This window comes from Bradyrhizobium sp. S3.2.6 (genome assembly GCF_040546885.1).
GTDB lineage: Bacteria > Pseudomonadota > Alphaproteobacteria > Rhizobiales > Xanthobacteraceae > Bradyrhizobium > Bradyrhizobium cytisi.
On the sequence record NZ_JBEPOS010000012.1, the window covers coordinates 61648 to 79175 of the forward strand.

At 62.7% G+C, this 17528-nt stretch carries 19 protein-coding genes and 2 pseudogenes; 7 read left to right on the forward strand and 14 right to left on the reverse strand.

Translation table 11 applies throughout. The features are described from left to right. The first annotated feature begins 35 nt into the window (after nucleotides 1-35). A complete protein-coding gene (locus ABID58_RS21320; RefSeq protein WP_354034376.1) occupies nucleotides 36-386 on the forward strand; it encodes a hypothetical protein in 351 nt (116 codons plus the stop codon). Between the two features lie 143 nt (nucleotides 387-529). Here ABID58_RS21320 and ABID58_RS37395 read toward each other — a convergent pair. After that, a pseudogene (locus tag ABID58_RS37395) lies at nucleotides 530-658 on the reverse strand (transposase); the annotation flags it as partial. Nucleotides 659-894: 236 nt separating this feature from the next. Here ABID58_RS37395 and ABID58_RS21325 point away from each other — a divergent pair. Continuing rightward, complete coding sequence (locus ABID58_RS21325) at nucleotides 895-1740, forward strand: c-type cytochrome (protein ID WP_354034378.1); 846 nt, start codon at nucleotides 895-897, stop codon at nucleotides 1738-1740. Between the two features lie 120 nt (nucleotides 1741-1860). Here ABID58_RS21325 and ABID58_RS21330 read toward each other — a convergent pair. Beyond that, a pseudogene (locus tag ABID58_RS21330) lies at nucleotides 1861-2343 on the reverse strand (tyrosine-type recombinase/integrase). A gap of 322 nt (nucleotides 2344-2665) precedes the next feature. On the opposite strand from ABID58_RS21330, the gene ABID58_RS21335 reads away from it, so the two are divergent. Further along, the gene (locus tag ABID58_RS21335) at nucleotides 2666-3733 is read left to right on the forward strand and encodes a serine hydrolase domain-containing protein (protein WP_354034380.1); all 1068 of its coding nucleotides are present in this window, start codon (nucleotides 2666-2668) and stop codon (nucleotides 3731-3733) included. A 191-nt stretch (nucleotides 3734-3924) separates the two neighbouring features. On the opposite strand, the gene ABID58_RS21340 is transcribed toward ABID58_RS21335, so the two are convergent. From ABID58_RS21340 to ABID58_RS21360, 5 genes are all read right to left on the reverse strand, one after another. Continuing rightward, entirely contained in the window at nucleotides 3925-4452 is a 528-nt protein-coding gene (locus tag ABID58_RS21340) for a hypothetical protein (RefSeq protein ID WP_354034382.1), read from the reverse strand. Nucleotides 4453-4571: 119 nt separating this feature from the next. Then, nucleotides 4572-5066, reverse strand: coding sequence for a DUF302 domain-containing protein (locus tag ABID58_RS21345; protein WP_354034384.1), 495 nt, complete (start codon nucleotides 5064-5066; stop codon nucleotides 4572-4574). A 62-nt stretch (nucleotides 5067-5128) separates the two neighbouring features. Continuing rightward, on the reverse strand, nucleotides 5129-6004 hold the full coding sequence (locus tag ABID58_RS21350) for an alpha/beta fold hydrolase (protein WP_354034386.1): 876 nt from the start codon (nucleotides 6002-6004) through the stop codon (nucleotides 5129-5131). Nucleotides 6005-6112: 108 nt separating this feature from the next. Next, a complete protein-coding gene (locus ABID58_RS21355; protein ID WP_354034389.1) occupies nucleotides 6113-6883 on the reverse strand; it encodes an alpha/beta hydrolase in 771 nt (256 codons plus the stop codon). A gap of 164 nt (nucleotides 6884-7047) precedes the next feature. Next, nucleotides 7048-7173, reverse strand: a complete 126-nt coding sequence (locus ABID58_RS21360; RefSeq protein ID WP_354034587.1) for a hypothetical protein — start codon at nucleotides 7171-7173, stop codon at nucleotides 7048-7050. On the opposite strand from ABID58_RS21360, the gene ABID58_RS21365 reads away from it, so the two are divergent. Then, complete coding sequence (locus ABID58_RS21365; protein ID WP_354034577.1) at nucleotides 7117-8061, forward strand: AraC family transcriptional regulator; 945 nt, start codon at nucleotides 7117-7119, stop codon at nucleotides 8059-8061. The genes ABID58_RS21360 and ABID58_RS21365 overlap by 57 nt on opposite strands. A 165-nt stretch (nucleotides 8062-8226) precedes the next feature. Here ABID58_RS21365 and ABID58_RS21370 read toward each other — a convergent pair whose 3' ends face one another. Further along, complete coding sequence (locus tag ABID58_RS21370; RefSeq protein WP_354034579.1) at nucleotides 8227-8454, reverse strand: hypothetical protein; 228 nt, start codon at nucleotides 8452-8454, stop codon at nucleotides 8227-8229. 257 nt (nucleotides 8455-8711) lie between these two features. Here ABID58_RS21370 and ABID58_RS21375 point away from each other — a divergent pair, with 257 nt between their 5' ends. The 3 genes from ABID58_RS21375 (at nucleotide 8712) to ABID58_RS21385 (ending at nucleotide 11267) form a co-directional block, all read left to right on the forward strand. Beyond that, nucleotides 8712-9437 carry an outer membrane protein gene (locus ABID58_RS21375; RefSeq protein ID WP_354034391.1) on the forward strand — a complete coding sequence of 242 codons (726 nt, stop codon included), beginning with the start codon at nucleotides 8712-8714 and terminating at the stop codon, nucleotides 9435-9437. Nucleotides 9438-9603: 166 nt separating this feature from the next. Next, nucleotides 9604-10719 carry an AI-2E family transporter gene (locus tag ABID58_RS21380; RefSeq protein WP_354034393.1) on the forward strand — a complete coding sequence of 372 codons (1116 nt, stop codon included), beginning with the start codon at nucleotides 9604-9606 and terminating at the stop codon, nucleotides 10717-10719. Nucleotides 10720-10874: 155 nt separating this feature from the next. Further along, nucleotides 10875-11267 carry an NUDIX hydrolase gene (locus ABID58_RS21385; protein ID WP_354034395.1) on the forward strand — a complete coding sequence of 131 codons (393 nt, stop codon included), beginning with the start codon at nucleotides 10875-10877 and terminating at the stop codon, nucleotides 11265-11267. 28 nt (nucleotides 11268-11295) lie between these two features. On the opposite strand, the gene ABID58_RS21390 is transcribed toward ABID58_RS21385, so the two are convergent. The 6 genes from ABID58_RS21390 to ABID58_RS21415 all read right to left on the reverse strand — a co-directional run bounded on the left by ABID58_RS21390 (nucleotide 11296) and on the right by ABID58_RS21415 (nucleotide 17490). Further along, nucleotides 11296-11583, reverse strand: coding sequence for a YciI family protein (locus ABID58_RS21390; RefSeq protein WP_148749340.1), 288 nt, complete (start codon nucleotides 11581-11583; stop codon nucleotides 11296-11298). 69 nt (nucleotides 11584-11652) lie between these two features. After that, a complete protein-coding gene (locus ABID58_RS21395; protein ID WP_354034397.1) occupies nucleotides 11653-12627 on the reverse strand; it encodes a sugar ABC transporter substrate-binding protein in 975 nt (324 codons plus the stop codon). 43 nt (nucleotides 12628-12670) lie between these two features. Beyond that, the gene (locus ABID58_RS21400; RefSeq protein WP_354034399.1) at nucleotides 12671-13648 is read right to left on the reverse strand and encodes an ABC transporter permease; all 978 of its coding nucleotides are present in this window, start codon (nucleotides 13646-13648) and stop codon (nucleotides 12671-12673) included. Next, complete coding sequence (locus ABID58_RS21405; RefSeq protein WP_354034401.1) at nucleotides 13645-14595, reverse strand: ABC transporter permease; 951 nt, start codon at nucleotides 14593-14595, stop codon at nucleotides 13645-13647. Before ABID58_RS21405 ends, ABID58_RS21400 begins: the two co-directional genes overlap by 4 nt. After that, complete coding sequence (locus ABID58_RS21410) at nucleotides 14588-16102, reverse strand: sugar ABC transporter ATP-binding protein (RefSeq protein ID WP_354034403.1); 1515 nt, start codon at nucleotides 16100-16102, stop codon at nucleotides 14588-14590. Before ABID58_RS21410 ends, ABID58_RS21405 begins: the two co-directional genes overlap by 8 nt. Beyond that, nucleotides 16099-17490, reverse strand: a complete 1392-nt coding sequence (locus ABID58_RS21415; RefSeq protein WP_354034404.1) for an FAD-linked oxidase C-terminal domain-containing protein — start codon at nucleotides 17488-17490, stop codon at nucleotides 16099-16101. The genes ABID58_RS21410 and ABID58_RS21415 overlap by 4 nt, the downstream gene beginning before the upstream one ends. Nucleotides 17491-17528: the final 38 nt, after the last annotated feature.

Sequence of the window (17528 nt, forward strand, 5' to 3'; positions counted from 1 at the left end):
TGCGGGCAGGGGGAGTCTATGTCGAAAACAACCCCATGCACAGTAGCGAGGGTGCTGAAACCATTCGCCATATTCAGTTGGTGGCAGGCAGACGCTTCTCGGGTCTGGTCGAACGCGAACAGCCCACCGATATCGCGACTGCGCGCCGCGTAGCGTCATCTGGATTTGACACGTCGGGCAAAACACTGGCAAAGTGGCATCATCGAAAAATTCGTAACGCCCGCGCGGAGAAATCCGCCGCGGGTTTTTTCATGTCGGAGCAGTTGCATGATCAAAGGATCGCTATTGTCGCCCGCAACGAGCAACGCAGGTTCGCCGGCGAAATCCGGATTCGACTGGGAGAGCTGGCCGCGCTGGATGCGCGAAGCGTTTGCAATTCAGCCTGATGCTACAGCGCCGGCAAAGCCGGAAACCGCGGCTGCGCCCGCACGCGTCGATCCCGCAAGCGTGCGACGTCTCACGCGCACGCCATCGCGTTCGTGAGACCCCGACAAGGTTGAAGAACCGTTCGACCAGGTTGCGATCGCGTGATGCCATTGAGGACACGACGGTCGCTAGCCCGAGGAACGCCACGCGGCTTGTTCGGCGGCATGGGCTTGATGGCAATCCATTCATAATCGGCGAGTTGGTTGCGCTGAAACCGTCGGAAATGACCCAAAGGAGACGTTGCCAGCTTGGCAGGCCGCTATTAACGTGGTGGGTGCCTTGGCGAGCCGTATTTGATAGAGGCGGCGAATTACCTAGGGCCCGATATGATTTGTCGGAATAGCCGACGCCTGTAGTTGAAATTTCATTTGATCGAAGCCGATTGAAGCGGTCGGCTCATTACGAGCGCGATGTTCCGCGCGCATAATAGAATAGATCTATTTGACCAAAAAATTAGGGGAAACCAGCATGTTTAGACTCTTTATGACGTCTGTCGCCGCTGTTGCCATCACGGTCAGTGTCGCCCGTGCCGATTCCGATCTGATCAAGCGCGGCGATTATTTGGTCAACGGTATTCTAGCCTGTGGCAATTGCCACACGCCGAAGGGCCCGAACGGTGACGTCGTAGAAAAGTCGTTCTCCGGTGGCGGGTCCTGGGACGAACCGCCGTTCAAGGTATCTGCCGCTAACATCACCCAAGACAAGGAGACCGGAATCGGAAACTGGACCGACGCCGACATCAAGAAACTGATGCGCACCGGGGAAACGCCGAAGGGTGTGCACATCGCCATGGTCATGCCGACCGGCTTTTACCACATCATGACTGAACACGATCTGGACGCTGTCGCCGCATACTTGCGTACAATCGCACCGATCCATAACGAAGTGCCTGATCCGATTTACAAGATGCCGCAAGTCGAAAACGTCCTGCCCGGCGGCGAAAAGCCATTCACGGAATCGATGATGACCGATAGTGCGAAAAAGGGTTTCTATCTTGCCACCATTGCACATTGTATGGCGTGCCATACGCCGGTGGGACCAAGAGGTCGCGAGTTCACCACCAAACTGGGGGCGGGTGGCTCCGAATTCCGCGGCCCTTGGGGTGTCTCTGTTTCCCGCAACATCACCCAGAGCAAAACCAACGGGATCGGAGGATGGACTGACGCCGAGATCAAGCGCGCTATCACTCAAGGAATCAGCCGCGACGGCAGTCGTCTCAAGCCACCGATGGGTTTCCACTACTACGCCATGATAGCTCCGGATGATCTTGATGCCGTGGTCGCCTATCTGCGCACGGTGACGGCGCAGGACTGACGCTCGAACTGCATCCAAAGGCCAAGTTTTAGCCGGTCTCGCCGCAGTCGGCTCTTTTGACCGCTTGACCCGCAGCCGCCAAAAATAGAGGGCAGAGCATGTCCGCTCTGCCCGGGAAGTTCAGACATCAAGTTGTTCTGCTATTGCGCGCGTCATCGACCTCGTTTCCCAGATATCGAACGGTGCTCTCGATCTTGGTGTGCCCCAGGAGGAGCTGCACCGCCCGCAGATTGCCTGTGCGCCTGTAGATCAGGGTTGCCTTTGTTCGGCGAAGTGAATGCGTTCCAAACAGATGCGCATCGAGCCCTATACCCCTAAGCCAATCAGATAACAGCCGCGCGTCCTGCCGAGTGGTCAGGCAGCGGTCAGCGGGCAGGTCCTCACGTCATCGACTTTCAGCGCGACGACGTCACAGCCACGAAGTTTACTATCGATCGCAACGTTGAACCGCGCCAGGTCACGGTTCTGGCCTTCGACCTGAAGCTTCGTGCGGATTGACCAAACGTGCTTCGGCCGGAGTGGCGGCTTAGCGCCGACGATCTTTCCCTTATTCCACGGCATCTGCTTGGAGACGTTCGCAGTGGTGCTTGGGACATCTGTCATGATGACCTCCTTCGTTAATGAGGTTGGCCATTCTCAACCGGCAATCCTCTGATCTACGTCGGCTTTCAGCGGATTGGAGACGTACTTTGGTCTAGTTCCATCGATCGAAAGGACGAGAATGACCCTGAGCTGACCTTGGCTTCACGCCTCGAAGCGATAGAATTTGTTTGGCGTAGTTGACCTTGATTGTTTAGCGCCGAAGAGACAACCTTTCGTTCTCATTTGGGGGTGCAACGTGATAAGCAGCGTGGGTCGACGCGCCGTCATTCTCGGTAGTGGAGCATTGCTGCTGGCCGGGTGCGGTTCAGCAAGAGGGGCCGCGATGACCTCGGAGAGCGTGTCGGACAGCCCTGCAGATCTTCATGACGGTTGGCGTGTCGGAAATCCTGCACGACATGGGTTCGACCCGATGCCGCTGCATGATATGCGTCGGCGCGTGGCCGACGGCCGGCTCGACAACGTCCATGCCATCATCGTCGCGCGCGACGGTGTGCTCGTGTACGAGCAGTACGCTGCCGGGCGGGATCAGTATGGCCTTGAGCCGGCCAAGCACACAGTGTTCGACGCGGCGACGAGGCACAATGGCAACTCGATGACCAAAAGCGTGACCTCGCTTTTGGTCGGCATCGCCCTGCAGCGTGGATGGATCACAACTCTGGATATGCCGGTTCTGGACTTCTTTCCCGAATATGCCGATCTGCGCACGCCGGAGAAGAGCGCGATCACACTGTATCATCTGCTGACGATGTCGGACGGCCTTGACTGGTCCGAGTTCAAGCAGCCGTTCGACAGCTTTCCCAAGATGCGTGGCGCGAAGGATGCCTATCGCTACGTGCTGGAACAGCCGATCACTGCGCCGCCGGGGCGTACCTACAACTACAACAGCGGCGCGAGCGAATTGATTGGTGCTGTCTTGCACAAGACGAGTGGCAAGTCGCTTGAGGTGCTGGCCAAGGACGAGTTGTTCGCGCCGCTGGGCATCGAGGATGTCGAATGGAATCGCCGATGGCCGGATGGCGAGCCGCAGGCGAGCGGTGCGATGCGGGCGCGCCCGCGCGACTGGGCGAAGCTTGGTCAATTGGTGCTGAACCGCGGTGTTTGGAATGACCGGCAGATCGTCCCTTCGGCCTGGATCGCCGACTCCATCAAGCCTCACAACAACGGACCGGGACTGTTCCTCTACGGTTATCATTGGTGGCTCGGGCGCTCGTTCTGCCGTGGACGAGTCGTCGAATGGGCCGGTGCGATGGGGTGGGGCGGTCAGCGTTTGATGATCGTTCCGGATCTGGACATGGTCGCGCTGGTCCATGCATGGCTGCCGAACCGAATGGACCTTCCGGAAACCATTTTGCTAAACGAGTTTATCCTGCCTGCGGCGATGCCCTCCTGATCGGCAGGGGCGGTGCAGTTTGCCGCAGCCTAACAGCGCCTTATGTCGCTGACGATGTCCGGTTCTGCGCCCACCGCGGCTGCGCCCGTACGCGTCGATCCCGCAAGCGTGCGACGTCTCACGCGCATGCCATCGCGTTCGTGAGACCCTGACAAGGTTGAAGAACCGGCCGAACAGTTGAGGCCTCGCGCCTAACCCTTCACGGCGGGTACGGGCGGCACCGGCAGAATGATTTCGGAAGCGACCTTCCAGTCCTTCCCGACGCGAAGCCAATTGATGATCATAAGAAACGGCTTGGCTGTTCCATCCTGCCCCGCATAAGAGACCGTGATGTTCATCGGCACGTAGGACTCGGCGACGTCGCGCGTCAGGCCGACAACCTTGAGCTTCGAATAATCGGGCTCGATCACGACCGGACCGGAGCTGCCGATATCATGCAGCTTCTGATCAATCGCCTCGTTGCCCCAATAACCGGCCCAGTTGCCCTCGGACTGGATCGCGCTCTTAGCCACCAATAAGGTCGAGGGCGATTGCCAGAACATCTCATGCAGAGCCTTGAAATCGTGCTTGTTGGCCAATTCCATCAGCCTGCCGAACTCCGACTTGATCGTACCAAGGGTCGTAGAATCGAGCAGCTCCTCCTTGACAGCGGAAGCAGCCCCGACAGTGCCCATGGACAGCGCCATGGCGGTGAGAGTGGTAAGAAGAGTCTTGTACATGCGGGAATTCGCTTCCAGGTCGGTGGCTATGGGTCTGGTTCACATCACAACGATGCCAGTCACTTTGCGCGATGGATATGAAACACTCACTTCCATCGGCCGAGCACGGCTTCAGGACGTTAACTTGTACACTCGCGTAGCAAAGTTGTGATTTTCGCATCGAGAGTTCGGGCGACGGCGAGGGCTTCCGAACTGCCGTAATGCAGCAGGTAACTCTCCATTTTGTCATAAGAGACGTGAACGCCATCGGGACGCTCATCAATGAGGACCGTGACTGGCGCGTAAGATCCAGCATCGGGCGCGTGCCTGACCATTTCTTTCATGATGAGCGGATTGCCGACCACAAGCCGTATGAGCTTAGGCGTCTTGGATCCAGTTTCGCGACGCAAGATGTCGCCCAAGTCGAACTCCGCGAAGAGCATAAGGTCGGTGCGGCCCACGCCGCTTTGTACAATGCGCTCTAGATCCGGGAAGGATTTTGCTGCCCTCGTCGCCCTAAAAAATTCGACAATGTCGGGCTGACCGACCGCCGACTTGAGCGCAGCCACGACAGCGTCGAAAGGTTTTGAACTCGTGAGGCTGAAGCGCTCAACTTCGACTTTTTGGATTGTCATCTTATCTTCCGTCCCAACTCTCATGGTTGAAGTGGCTCGATCGCATCAGAACGCACCAGGGATCACGCAACCGAGGGCGGAGCGTCCAGGAAAGTCCGGACGTGGCTGACAAAGATCTCGTGGTACTGAAACAGGGCGCCGTGCCCTGAATCCGGATAGAGGACCAGTTGAGCGTTGCTAAGTTCCCTAGACATCGCGTAGGCGTTGTTCGCGGGCAGCATGGTGTCGTGGCTGCCGCTGACCACCAGAGTGGGTTGGCGGATGGCGCGCAGAATGACGTGATCGGGATCAGGTGTGGCGCACCAGGTGATCAGCGCCTTGGCCTGTGGGTCGGTTACCGCGCTGCCGTTATCGATGTCTCGATCGTTTTTACGAACCTGCGTCCGCTTCAGGAATGCCAGGCCGGACGACCGGCTGGCGGACGACTTCGTGAAGAACAGCGGCAGGCGGGGGTCCGGCGCACCGGTTTGGGAAAACGCCTCTTGGAGAACTGCTAACAAATGTTCCTCTCCGCCTTTGGGCGCAGTGCCGACGAGGATGAGCTTGCGAACCAGCCGTCCATGCTCGGCGGCGATCTGTTGGGCGACGCAGCCGCCGAGGGAAAAGCCCAACAGGTCGACTTCGGAGAGGCCGAGCACGTTGATGAAGGCGACTGCATCTCTCGCCATCGCTGCGATATTGTCGGGCGTTTGGCCAGTCGAGTGACCGACCCCGGCGTTGTCGAATGCGATGACAGGGCGATCGGAGGCGAGAGCGTTGAGGACGGCGGGATCCCATGCATCGATGTTGCCCGAGAAGTGCTGCAGGAAAATCAGCGGCGTTCCAATCGCAGGGCCGAGGCGGCGATAGGCGAAGCGGATTCCGTGGCCTTCGACGTAATGCGTCGGCGCCGTCTCAAGCGTGGCGACGTCTTCGTTCGCGATGGCGAGTTGAGTCATGTTATCCTCCGGATGCTTGGCATGAAATAATCGAGTGGGGAAATGCGTTCTGCATTCCTCTGAGCGAGCCGGTGCGCTCCCGGCGCGAAAGCGCCGGGAGCAGTACCGTCACTTCACGAGCGCTGCCTTTTCGATGACCTCAGCGACTTGCTTCGCATGGACGACGAGCGAGGCATGGCTGCCGGCGACTTCCGTTATCTGCGCCTTCATCCTCGCCGCGAACAACTTCTGGGCCTCAGGCGCGAGCAACTTGTCCTTGGTGCTGATCACATCGAATGTCGGCTTGTCGCGCCAGGCCGCAATGGTGACCGGTGCCTCGAACGCAACGTGATTTAACGGAAGTTGCGAGGCAGCCAGGTGCGCGGCGATCTCCGGGGGAAGATCAGCCGCGACCGCGGAAGGAAACACCTTCGGGTCGATGTAGAGGTTGCCCTTGTCGTCGGGATGAATAGCGTTGCCGCCTTCGGTCGGCGGGCCGGCTTTGGACAGCGACGCCAGAGACTCTCCGACGCTGGGCGCGAACGCGGAGACATAAACCAGCGCCGAAACCTTGGGATCGTCCCCTGCTTGCGTGATGACGATCCCGCCCCACGAATGGCCGACCAGAACGGTCCTGCCGTCCTGCTTCGCGAGCGCCTGCTTGGTGGCATCGACGTCCGCGGCGAGCGAAGTAAGCGGATTTTCCACGAGCGTGACGTTGTAGCCTTTCTTCGTGAGAATATCAGCAACGGGCTTCCAGCTCGTCTGGTCCACGAAAGCGCCGTGTACGAGTACGATGTTATGAGCTGCTCCCTTTGGCAGTTCGGCAGAATGGACGGAGCTGGCCATGGTCGTTCCGGCCAGAAGGACGGTGGCGGCTGAGAGGAGGAGATTTCGCATTGATAATTCCTATTGGCATGTCGGACGAACTCGGTCCGGGGGAATGGACAGGCGTTTCCAGCAAGGTCGCGGTTCTTCCATCTGCCATCGGCGAAATGGTTGCCGCTCGTAACGTCGGCCCGCCGCGACCTCACCTATTCCGCGGCCCTTTCGGACGATAGGCATCAATCGTCCGGATGTTGTGTCCGATCGTCCGTCGGTCTAATCTCGGCGGCATGGACATCCTCGCCCAAGTGCTCGATCGAGTTCGTCTCGGTGGGACGCTGCTCTTTCACTTCGAGCTCGGCCATCCCTGGAATCTGGAGTTACCAGAGCGCCCCTACGCCCTGTTTCACTATCTCAGCCAGGGCTCGGCGACCCTCGCGCTCCGACAGGGACAGGAATTCAAGATGACCGAGGGCGATTTTGTCGTGATCACGCGCGGCGAGTCCCACGTGTTTTATTCGGATCGCAGGGCCAAGCCCTTGCGGATTACAGATCTCGATCGAGCGTCGTCGCGGTTTGGCGTCATTCGTCACGGCAGCCGCGCAAAGCCGCTCTCGACCATGATTTGCGGCAATTTCACGGTGTCCCGGCCGCTGTTTGGCAGCGTGCTGGAGTTACTTCCGCCCGTGCTCCTGCTGAAGCCGACCGCAGACGGTGGTTGGCTTGAAGCAATCCTGCGCCGCATGGTCACCGAGTCCGCGCTCGAGCGTCCTGGCCAACGCGTCGCGCTTTCACGATTAACGGAAGTGCTGTTTGTCGAGGTGCTCCGAAGCTGGATCGCGTCTCTCAATCCCGGACAAGGCGGCTGGCTCGGGGCCATATCTGACCCGCATATCGGACCGGCGCTCAAGCTGATTCATGAAAACCCGGAGCGGCCCTGGACCCTGAGCGACCTTGGCCAGCGCGTGGGGCTCGGCCGCTCGGTATTTTCGGCGCGCTTTACCAAGCTCGTCGGCCAATCCATGCACCGTTATGTGATCGAACGCCGGATGGCGGAAGCGGCGTTCCTGCTGGAAACCAGCGATGAGCCGATCGCACGAATTGCGAGCCGTGTCGGTTACGAGACAGCGGCGGCATTTTCGAAGCTGTTTCACCGGCATCACGGACTGTCGCCCGGCCGCTACCGAGCCTCTCGACGCGCCGACGGAGGCCATGCGCAATCTGACGCCGCGGAAGCGCAAGTATCCTATTGACCTCGAGCAAGCGCGCCGTCGCCATGTCTGCAAGAGGAGCAAAGCGGACGTAGTCACCAGTCACACGATGCCGCCGGCTTTGCAGGCACACTGCCTAGTTCTGGCCGCGCGAATCCCGGGGCCATCGTTGCAATCAAGCTCGGCCGAATTGCCAGCCGCGCGAGCCTACCAACCCACTCCCGCCCATCGCCGTCCAAACACCGGCGGCTTGGTCTTCACCGCCGACCAGCCGAAGAAATGATGCTTGCCGGACCAGGAGTGCACCACGCCGCTGCAGATGCTGCATTTGAACTGACCGGAATGCGGCTCGGCGTGCTCTTCCCTTGTCGCAGCGTAGTTCATGCTGCAACCGGGGCAGGTGAATTCTTCGATCGTCCAGATGCTGTTGGCCATTGCACCGCAAGTGTTTTTGGGACCTGGCGCAAGCGTAGGTGCGAGCCTTTGCATCGGCGTAAACCGACCCTCGGAAATCCGGTTAATCGTCGTTAGCCAAACCCGCTGTTGTCGCGGAATTTGCAGGATTTCCCGATCTCCGCAGCGCTGGTCAGTCCAAATCGCGCCCCGGTCGGTCCAAGCGCCCGCTTCATCGGACAGGTAGATTTCACCCATCGCCCCGGTCGGGAGGGGCGAAAGTCATTGGGGATGAGATCATGGGCAAGAAACTGATTTTGACGACTGCGCTGCTGTCGCTGGCAACACCGGTCTTTGCGGCTGACATCATCGAACCTGCGCCGGTGGTCAAGGCGCCGATCGCGCCGGCTCCGATCTTCACCTGGACAGGCTTCTATATCGGCGCCCATGGCGGCGGCGCCTGGAGCAAGTGGACCGGCATCGATCCGACCGATCCCGCAGCGACCTGGAGCTCGGTTTCGGCCAGCGGCGGCGTGGTCGGCGGCCAGATTGGCGGCAACTACCAGGTCAGCAATTTCGTGGTGGGCCTCGAGGGCACCGACGCCTGGTCCAGTATCACGCTCAATGCCGGCGGCCCGTTCGGCGGCGGTGCTGGCTTCAACCTTTCGCTCAAGAACGACTATATCGCCACTGTCGCTGGCCGTTTCGGCGTCGCCTTCGACCGCGTGCTGCTCTACGCCAAGGGCGGCGCTGCCTTTACCCGCGACAAGTACAGCGCCAATAACGGCCTGGCCGGCGCGCTCGCCGGTTCAGCCAACGGCAGCTTCAACCGCACCGGCTGGCTCGCCGGCGGCGGCGTCGAGTGGATGTTCATGCCGAACTGGTCGGTGCGGGCCGAGTACAACTATCTGGGCTTCGGCGCCCTCACCGAGCAGCCCGTGACGACGGGCAATCTGGTGGCCTCCCCCGCCAATGTGAAGCTGAACATCCAGACCGGCACGGTGGGCGTCAACTATCACTTCTGAGGGCCCGTTCGGGCACCTTCGTCACGGCGGTTTCATCTCGAGGCACGACGCGGCCGGTCCCCACCGGCCGGAGGCGGACCCGGTCGTCTTGACGCCCGCCTCCTGGCTGGCAATAACCCTAGCCCGCGCAAGTGCCGGAACCCGCGTTGATGCCGCAAGGAAAGCCGTGCCTGTGAAAAGTCTGCGTCAGCTCCTGACGGGCGAAGACGTCATTCAGCTCGTGATCCGCCTCGGCCTGCTGGCGCTGCTGATCATCTGGACATTCCTCATCATTCGGCCGTTCGTGCCGATCCTGGCCTGGAGCGGCGTGCTCGCGGTCGCGTTCTATCCGGCCTTCAGTTGGCTCGCCAAGATCCTCGGCGGGCGGCCCAAGACCGCGGCTGCGATCCTCACCCTGATCACGCTCGGCATCGTGCTCGGCCCGGCCACATGGCTCGGCGTGAGTGCCGTGGACGGGGGCAGGGAGCTGGCGCACCAGCTTAGCACCGGCGACCTCGCGCTTCAGTCGGCGCCGGAGTCGATCAAGTCGTGGCCGGTGATCGGCCCGACGCTCTACGAGCTCTGGGACCAGGCCTATAACAACATCCGCGCCGTGCTGCGCGAGGTCGCGCCCTATCTCCAGCCGCTGGCCGGACCGCTCCTGGTGCTCGCGGGCGATGCCAGCCTCGGCACGCTCCAGTTCCTGGTCTCGGTGTTCGTGGCCGGCTTCCTGTTTCCGCACGGACCCCGGCTGGTTGCGGCCGGGCGCGCTTTCCTGTCCCGCATCGTGCCGGCGCAGAGCGAGCATTTTCTCGAGCTGGGCGGCGCCACCATCCGCGCCGTGGCGCAAGGCGTGATCGGCGTCGCCATCGTGCAGGCGCTGCTTGCCGGCATCGGCTTCAAGCTCGCAGCCGTGCCGAGCGCAGGCCTGCTTGCCTTCATCGTGCTGCTGCTGTCGATCGTGCAGATCGGCGCCTTCCTCGTGCTGCTGCCGGTGATCATCTGGATCTGGACCGCCAAGGACGTGACCACGGCGCTGGTGCTCACCGTCTTCCTCGTCATTGTCGGCTTCCTCGACACCATGCTGAAGCCGCTCGTGATGGGGCGCGGTCTCAACACGCCGACCATCGTGATCTTCGTCGGAGTGATCGGCGGCACGCTCGCCCACGGTATCGTCGGCCTGTTCATCGGGCCGATCATCCTGTCCGTGGCGTGGGAGGTGGCGGCGGCATGGATCCGGACCGAGGACCGGACCGCGGCTGCGAAGCCGAATGCGATGCCGCCAGCCGACGAGGCTCGCTAGCCGGGCAGCCCCAGCAGGTCGCCCGGACGTTTGCCGCACCTTGCATGCGCGTGGACAACGATGGGAGCCGACGGGTATCCGGGGCGGTCGCCGAACTTGTCTAATGACATAGACAAGTTACGATAGCCCGATTCTTTTCTCGGTTTGCGACAGGTATGGCGAAGTCCTCCAAGCTGGTTGCCGCCAAGCGCGGCAAGGTTCTGTTGGTCAGGCGACGGGCGGACGGCCTGTGGATGTTTCCGGGCGGCCGCAAGCGCGCACGTGAGACTGAGAAGGACTGCCTGCGGCGCGAGATCAAGGAAGAGCTGCCGAAGCTGAAGCTCGGCCGGATCAGCCTCTGGAAGGAAGTGAAGGCCAAGAACAAGCGCTCGGGCCGCAAGATGAGCGACGCGATCTTCATCGCCAAGAGCGCCAAGGGCCGGCTCGCGATCGGCGACAAGAAGGAGATCGACCGCGCCGCCTGGCAGAAGCCGCGCGGGATCCGCCTGACCGCAACCTCGCGCTACATCCGCGATCGCCTGTTTCCAAGGAAGCCGCGGCGGCGGTGAGCTGCTCAGGGTGTGACAAATCGTCCGATCAGCCCTGCCGTCGCAGGAAGCCGGTGATCGTGACCTTCTCCCAGATGCCGGCCGCCGCGAACGGATCGGCGCGATTGAAGGCCTCGACCTCGGCGCGGCCGGGGGCCTCGATCAGGAACAGGCTGCCGATCATGGTTGCGCCGTCGTCGGCGACCAGCGGTCCTGACATCACGATCTTGACGCCGAAGCGCGAGGTATCGCCGAGGAAGGCCTTGTGGGCGTCGTAATTGGCAAGCCGCGTCGGCAGCGCGCCGGTGCGGTCGATGGCATGGATGGCAAACAGCATGATGTCTCCGGGAGATCCTGGGGACGGCTGTCATCAGCCGTCCCGGTGCTTGATCAGAACGGGCCGCGGCTACTTCGCGCCGAGCTTGCTGGCTTCCTCGAAGGTCGGACAGGTGCGTTGCTCGAGCGGCTGGTCGAACGGCTGGTAGTTGTCCTTGGTGATGACGGTCGGCTTCAGCACGATCTCGTTGACGATCGGCTGGTTGCGTAAGCTGCGGACCGCCATCATGGTGCCGAGGCAGCCCTGGAAAAATCCGTTGTAGTCGCCGCTCGCGAGCAGCTTGCCGGACTTGATGGCGTCGATGGCTTCCTTGGTGCCGTTGATGCCGATCACCTGGGCCTTGCGGTTGGCGCCGTCGAGCGCCTCGATCGCACCGACCGCCATCGCGTCGTTGGCGGCGAGCACGCCGTCGATCTGCGCATTGGACTGCATCAGGTTTTCCATGACCTGGAGCGCCTGGAGCCGCTGATAGTTGCCGGGCTGCGAGGCCAGGAGCTTGGCGCCCGGGTTCTCCTTCAGCGCATCGTTGAAGCCGCGGACACGATCGACATTGGTCAGCGAGCCCTTGACGCCCTCGATGATGACGATGTTGCCCTTGCCACTGAGCGTCTTGAGCAGGAAGCGCGCGGTCTCGAGCCCGAGGCTGTAATCGTCGGCGCCGACGAAGGAGAGGAATTTTCCGCCGGCGGAGCGGTCGGTGATGTTGACGACCGGAATCTTGGCGTCGTTGATCTTCTCGACGCCCGGCACCATCGCCTTGTAGTCGACCGGCGTGAACACGATTGCGCTCGGCTTCTTCACCACGACGTCCTCGATCTGGCTGAGCTGCTCGGGGATCGAGTCCGGCTTGGTCGGGATGTATTGCAGCGTCTTGGCGTTCAGGGTCTTCGCCATGTTGTCGGCGCCGACCCGCACCGTCTGGAAGAACGGGTTGGTCTGGTTCTTGGTGAACACCGCGATGGTCTCGCCGTCGGCGCGCGCCTGCGTCGTGAATGCAGCCGCCATCACGAGCGGCAGTACGAGATAGCCCAGTCTCTGTTTCATGTCGTCTCCATCCCCATTTTGGTTTGTTGGCTTGCCTAGAAACTCATTGGCCGCGGCGGCGGGTCTTCATGTCGAGCCAGACCGCGAGAATGACGATGATGCCGGTGACCAGCGGCTGCCAATTGGCACTGACCGACAAAAGATTCATGCCGTTCAGCACCAGCGTCAGGATCAACGCGCCGATGAAGGTGCCGAACACGGTGCCGATGCCGCCGAACAGCGAGGTGCCGCCGATCAGCACGGCCGCAATCGCCGGCAGTGTCAGGCTTTCGCCGATATCGGCCTCGGCGGAATTCAGCCGCGACAGGAAGATGATCGAGGCAAGCCCCGCCATTGTGCCGGAGACGGCGTAGACCAGCAGAAGGCGCCGCGTGACGGGAATGCCGGAGAGGCGCGCGGCAACCGGATTGGCACCGATCGCATAGATCTCCTGGCCCCAGATCGTGCGTTGGGCAAACAGCGTCCCGATGCCGAGGAACACCAGCAGCAGATAGACCGGGATCGGCAGCCCGAACAGATAACCGCTGCCGATCTGGCGGAAGCCCGCGGGGAAACCGTGCAGCGTCTCGCCCGCCATGTACCAATAGGTCAGTCCGTTCAGCACCCAGAGCATGCCGTAGGTGGCGATGAAAGACGGGATGCGCAGCGCCGTCACCATGATGCCGTTGAGGAGGCCGACGATGCCGCCGCTGGCAAGCCCAGTCAGGATGCCGAGGGTGGGTGAGCCGGTGGTGTGGATCACGGTCCCGGCGACGCACGCGGACAGCGCGACATTGGCGCCGACCGAGAGATCGAGGCCGGCAGTGAGCACCACCAGCGTCAGGCCCGAGGCGATGAAGAAGGTGAGGCTCGCCTGGCGCAGCACGTTGAGGATGTTGCCGAGGCTGAGGAAGGAGTCGTTCAGCACCGCCAGCACGGCGCAGATCAGCAGCACGGCAAGCAGCCGATAGAACAGCTGGATCGCGTCCTCGGACAGGAACGAACGTGGCGGCGACAGGGGCTCCTTGGCGATGTCGGTCATGCCCGGCTCCTGAGGCCATCGAGGAACAGCGCGACGATGACGAGGACGCCGACGCTTGCGACCTGCACCGAGGAGGGCAGCGAGATCAGGTTCAGCCCGTTGCGCAGCACGCCGACGGCGATGACGCCAAGGAGGGTGCCGAGCAGCCAGCCATTGCCGCGCTCGAACGAGGTGCCGCCGACCGCGACCGCCGCAATCGCATCGAATTCGAGGCCGAGGCCCGCGGTCGGATGCCCCGAGTTCATCCGGGCGGTCATCAGGAGGCCGGCGATGCCGGCCATGGTGCCACCGATCGCGTAGACCGCGATCAGCAACTTGTTGGGCGAGAGGCCGGCATAGCGGAGCGCTTCGCGATTGCCGCCGAGCGCGAACACATAGGTGCCGAAGCGGGTGTGATACAGCAGGCCGTGAAACGCCGCGTAGGTCACGAGCGCGATCACGATCGGCACGGGAATGCCGAGCAGGGTCGCCGAATAGATATCGCGGACGCCATGGGGAATCCCGACCACGCTCTGCCCGTCACTGACGATCAGCGACAGGCCCTGCGCCATGCCGAGGGTGCCGAGCGTGGCGACGAAGGGCGGAATGCCGAGGATGGCGACCAGCCAGCCATTGACGGTGCCGAAGGCCGCGCCGACCAGCACGCCGGCACCCAGCCCGAGCAGCATCGACTGGGTCGCGAGCGAGACGATGGCGACGCAGAGCGAGGTCAGCGTCAGCACCGCGCCCATCGAGAGATCAAGCCCCTCGGTCATGATGATCAGCGTCATCGGCAGCGCCAGCATGGACAGGATGGTCGACTGCACCAGCACGTTGGAGAGATTGGCAGGGGTGAGAAATCCGGGCGCGATCGCGCCGAACAGCACGATCAGGGCGCCGAGCACGATGGCGACGCCGGGAATGCGCTGCAGCGGATTGGGGTGTGAAACGACCGCGGCCTCACGCATGATGCATCCCCAATCGCACGATGTTCTCCTCGGTCAGCTCGTTGCGCGTCAGATGTCCGGCGACGCGGCCCTCCCGCATCACATAGGCGCGGTCGCAGACATGGCAGATCTCGACCTGCTCGGAGGAGATCATCAGGGCTGCGGCGCCTTCGGCAACCAGCCGGTCGATCAGCGCAAAAATCTCGGACTTTGCGCCGACGTCGATGCCGCGCGTCGGCTCGTCGAAAATGAAGAGCTTTGCACCGGCGGCCAACCATTTGCCGATCACGACCTTCTGCTGGTTGCCGCCGGACAGAAGACCGACGGTCTGGCGTGCGCTCGGCGTCGCGATGCGGAGCTGCCGGATCAGGCCGTCGGCGGCGCGCTGGCCGCTGCGCGGATCGAACAGCCCGCTCGGGAATAGTTTTCGCAGCGCCGAGACCACGAGATTGTCGCCGACCGAACGCAGCAGCGCGAGCCCCTCGCTCTTGCGGCTCTCCGGGATCAGCGCGATGCCGCGGCGGGCGGCCACATCAGGCTCGCCGGAGATCGGCTTGCCGTCGAACACGATCTCGCCGGAGGTGACCTGATCGGCGCCAAAGATCGCGCGCGCGACCTCGCTGCGGCCGGACCCCACCAGGCCGCAAAGGCCGACGATCTCGCCGCGTCGCACCTCGATATTGATGTCGGAGATACCAGTCGGCGAGGTCAGGTTCTTGACCTCCAGCAGCACCTCACCGGGCTTGTCGGCGAAATTGCGCGGATAGGTCATGTCGACGGTGCGGCCGACCATCATGCGGACGAGCTGGTCGGACGTGACGTCGGCCGGGCGCACGCCGTCGATGCGGCGGCCGTCGCGCAGCACCGTGATGCGGTCGCCGAGCGAAAACACCTCGGCCATGCGATGCGAGATGTAGACGATGGAGACGCCATCGGCCTTTAGCCGCGCGATCAGCGCGAACAAGAGCTCGGTCTCGCGGTCGGACAGCGCCGCGGTCGGCTCGTCCATGACCAGGATGCGCGCGTTCTGGCTGATGGCTTTTGCGATCTCGACCATCTGCTGCTGGGCGACGCCGAGCGTGTTGACGATGATGGACGGGTCGATGTCGAAGCCGATCGTGTCGAGCAGGCGCCTGGCGTCGGCCAGGATCCTGCGGCGGTCGATGGTGCCGGGAATGCGGCCCTTCGGCTCGCGGCCGAGGAAGATGTTCTGGGCGATGTCGAGATAGGGGACGAGCGAGAATTCCTGGAAGATCACGGCGATGCCGAGCTTTTGCGCGTCGGCCGTCGAGGCGATCGTGACCTTCTTGCCCTCAAAGAAGAACTCGCCGGCGTCGGCGCTGTAGGCGCCGCACAGCACCTTCATCAGGCTCGATTTGCCCGCGCCGTTCTCGCCGAGCAGCATGTGGACTTCGCCGGGGTAGAGCGCAAAGGACACGTCGTCGAGCGCCTTGACGCCCGGAAACGTCTTGCTGATGCCGCGCAGCTCGAGCAGCGGCGTCGCTGCGGTCTCGCCGGGAGCGTTCATGGTCGTGCTCCCGCAAAGATCTTGCCGGGATTCATCAAGCCGTCGGGATCGAGCGCGGTCTTGATCGACCGCATCACGTCGACAGCTTCGCCGAGCTCGTCGGTGAGATAATCGATCTTTCCGAGCCCGATGCCGTGCTCGCCGGTGCAGGTGCCGTCCATGGCGATGGCGCGGGCGACCATGCGGGCCTGCAGCGCCTTGGCGCCGTCGATCTCCTCAGGCTTGGCGGGATCGACCAGGATCAGCATGTGGAAATTGCCGTCGCCGACATGGCCGACGATGGGCGCGGTGAAGCCGTGCTCGTCCGCGTCGCGGCGCGTCTCGGTCAGGCATTCGGCGAGCCGCGAGATCGGCACGCAGACATCGGTGATGACGGCGCGCGCGCCCGGTCGCAGGCCGAGGCCGGCATAGAGCGTGTTGTCGCGGGCATGCCAGAGCCGGCTGCGGTCCTCCGGCGCCTTGGCCCATTCAAAGCCGCGGCCGCCGTGCTCGGCGGCGATGGCCTGCGCCAGCTCGGCCTGCTCAGCGACGGCGCTCTCCGAGCCGTGGAATTCAAAGAACAGCGTCGGCGCCTCGCGATAGCCGAGCTTGGCGTAGGCATTGATGCCGCGCATCATGACGTCGTCGAGCAGCTCGACGCGCGCCACCGGAATAGCCGCCTGGATGAGGCCGATCGCGGTATCGACGGCGTTGTGCAGGGTGTCGAAGCTGCACACCGCCGCCGAAATCGCCTGCGGCAGCGGATGCAGCTTCAGCGTGATCTCGGTGATGACGCCGAGCGTGCCTTCGGCGCCGACGAACAGCCGCGTCAAATCGTAGCCGGCTGCCGATTTGCGGGCGCGTCTGGCCGTGCGGATCACGCGACCGTCGGCCAGTACCACCTCAAGCGCCATGACGTTGTCCTTCATGGTGCCGTAACGCACCGCCATGGTGCCGGATGCGCGCGTGGAGGTCATGCCGCCGATCGAGGCATCCGCGCCGGGATCAATGGGGAAGAAGAGGCCGGTACCGCGCAACTCGGCATTGAGCTGCTTGCGGGTAATGCCGGGCTGCACCACGACATTCATGTCGCTGTCGTGCACCGTCAGCACCTTGTTCATGCGCGCGAAGTCGATGCAGACGCCGCCTTCCACCGAGGATGCGTTGCCCTCGAGCGAGGTGCCGGCACCGAACGGCACGATCGGCATGCCGGCGCCGGCGCAGAGCTTGACGATCTCGGCGACCTCTGCAGTCGTCTCGGGATAGACGACGATGTCGGGGGGTAGGGCGCGATAATAGGATTCGCTCTGGCCATGCTGGTCGAGCACGCCGCGCGCGATGGTCGCACGCGGACCGATCACGCCTTGGAGGCGTTCAGCCAATGCGGCACTATTGACCCGCGGTCCCATTGTCTCTCCCTGTCGTCCGTTCTTGTCGCGGACTGTTG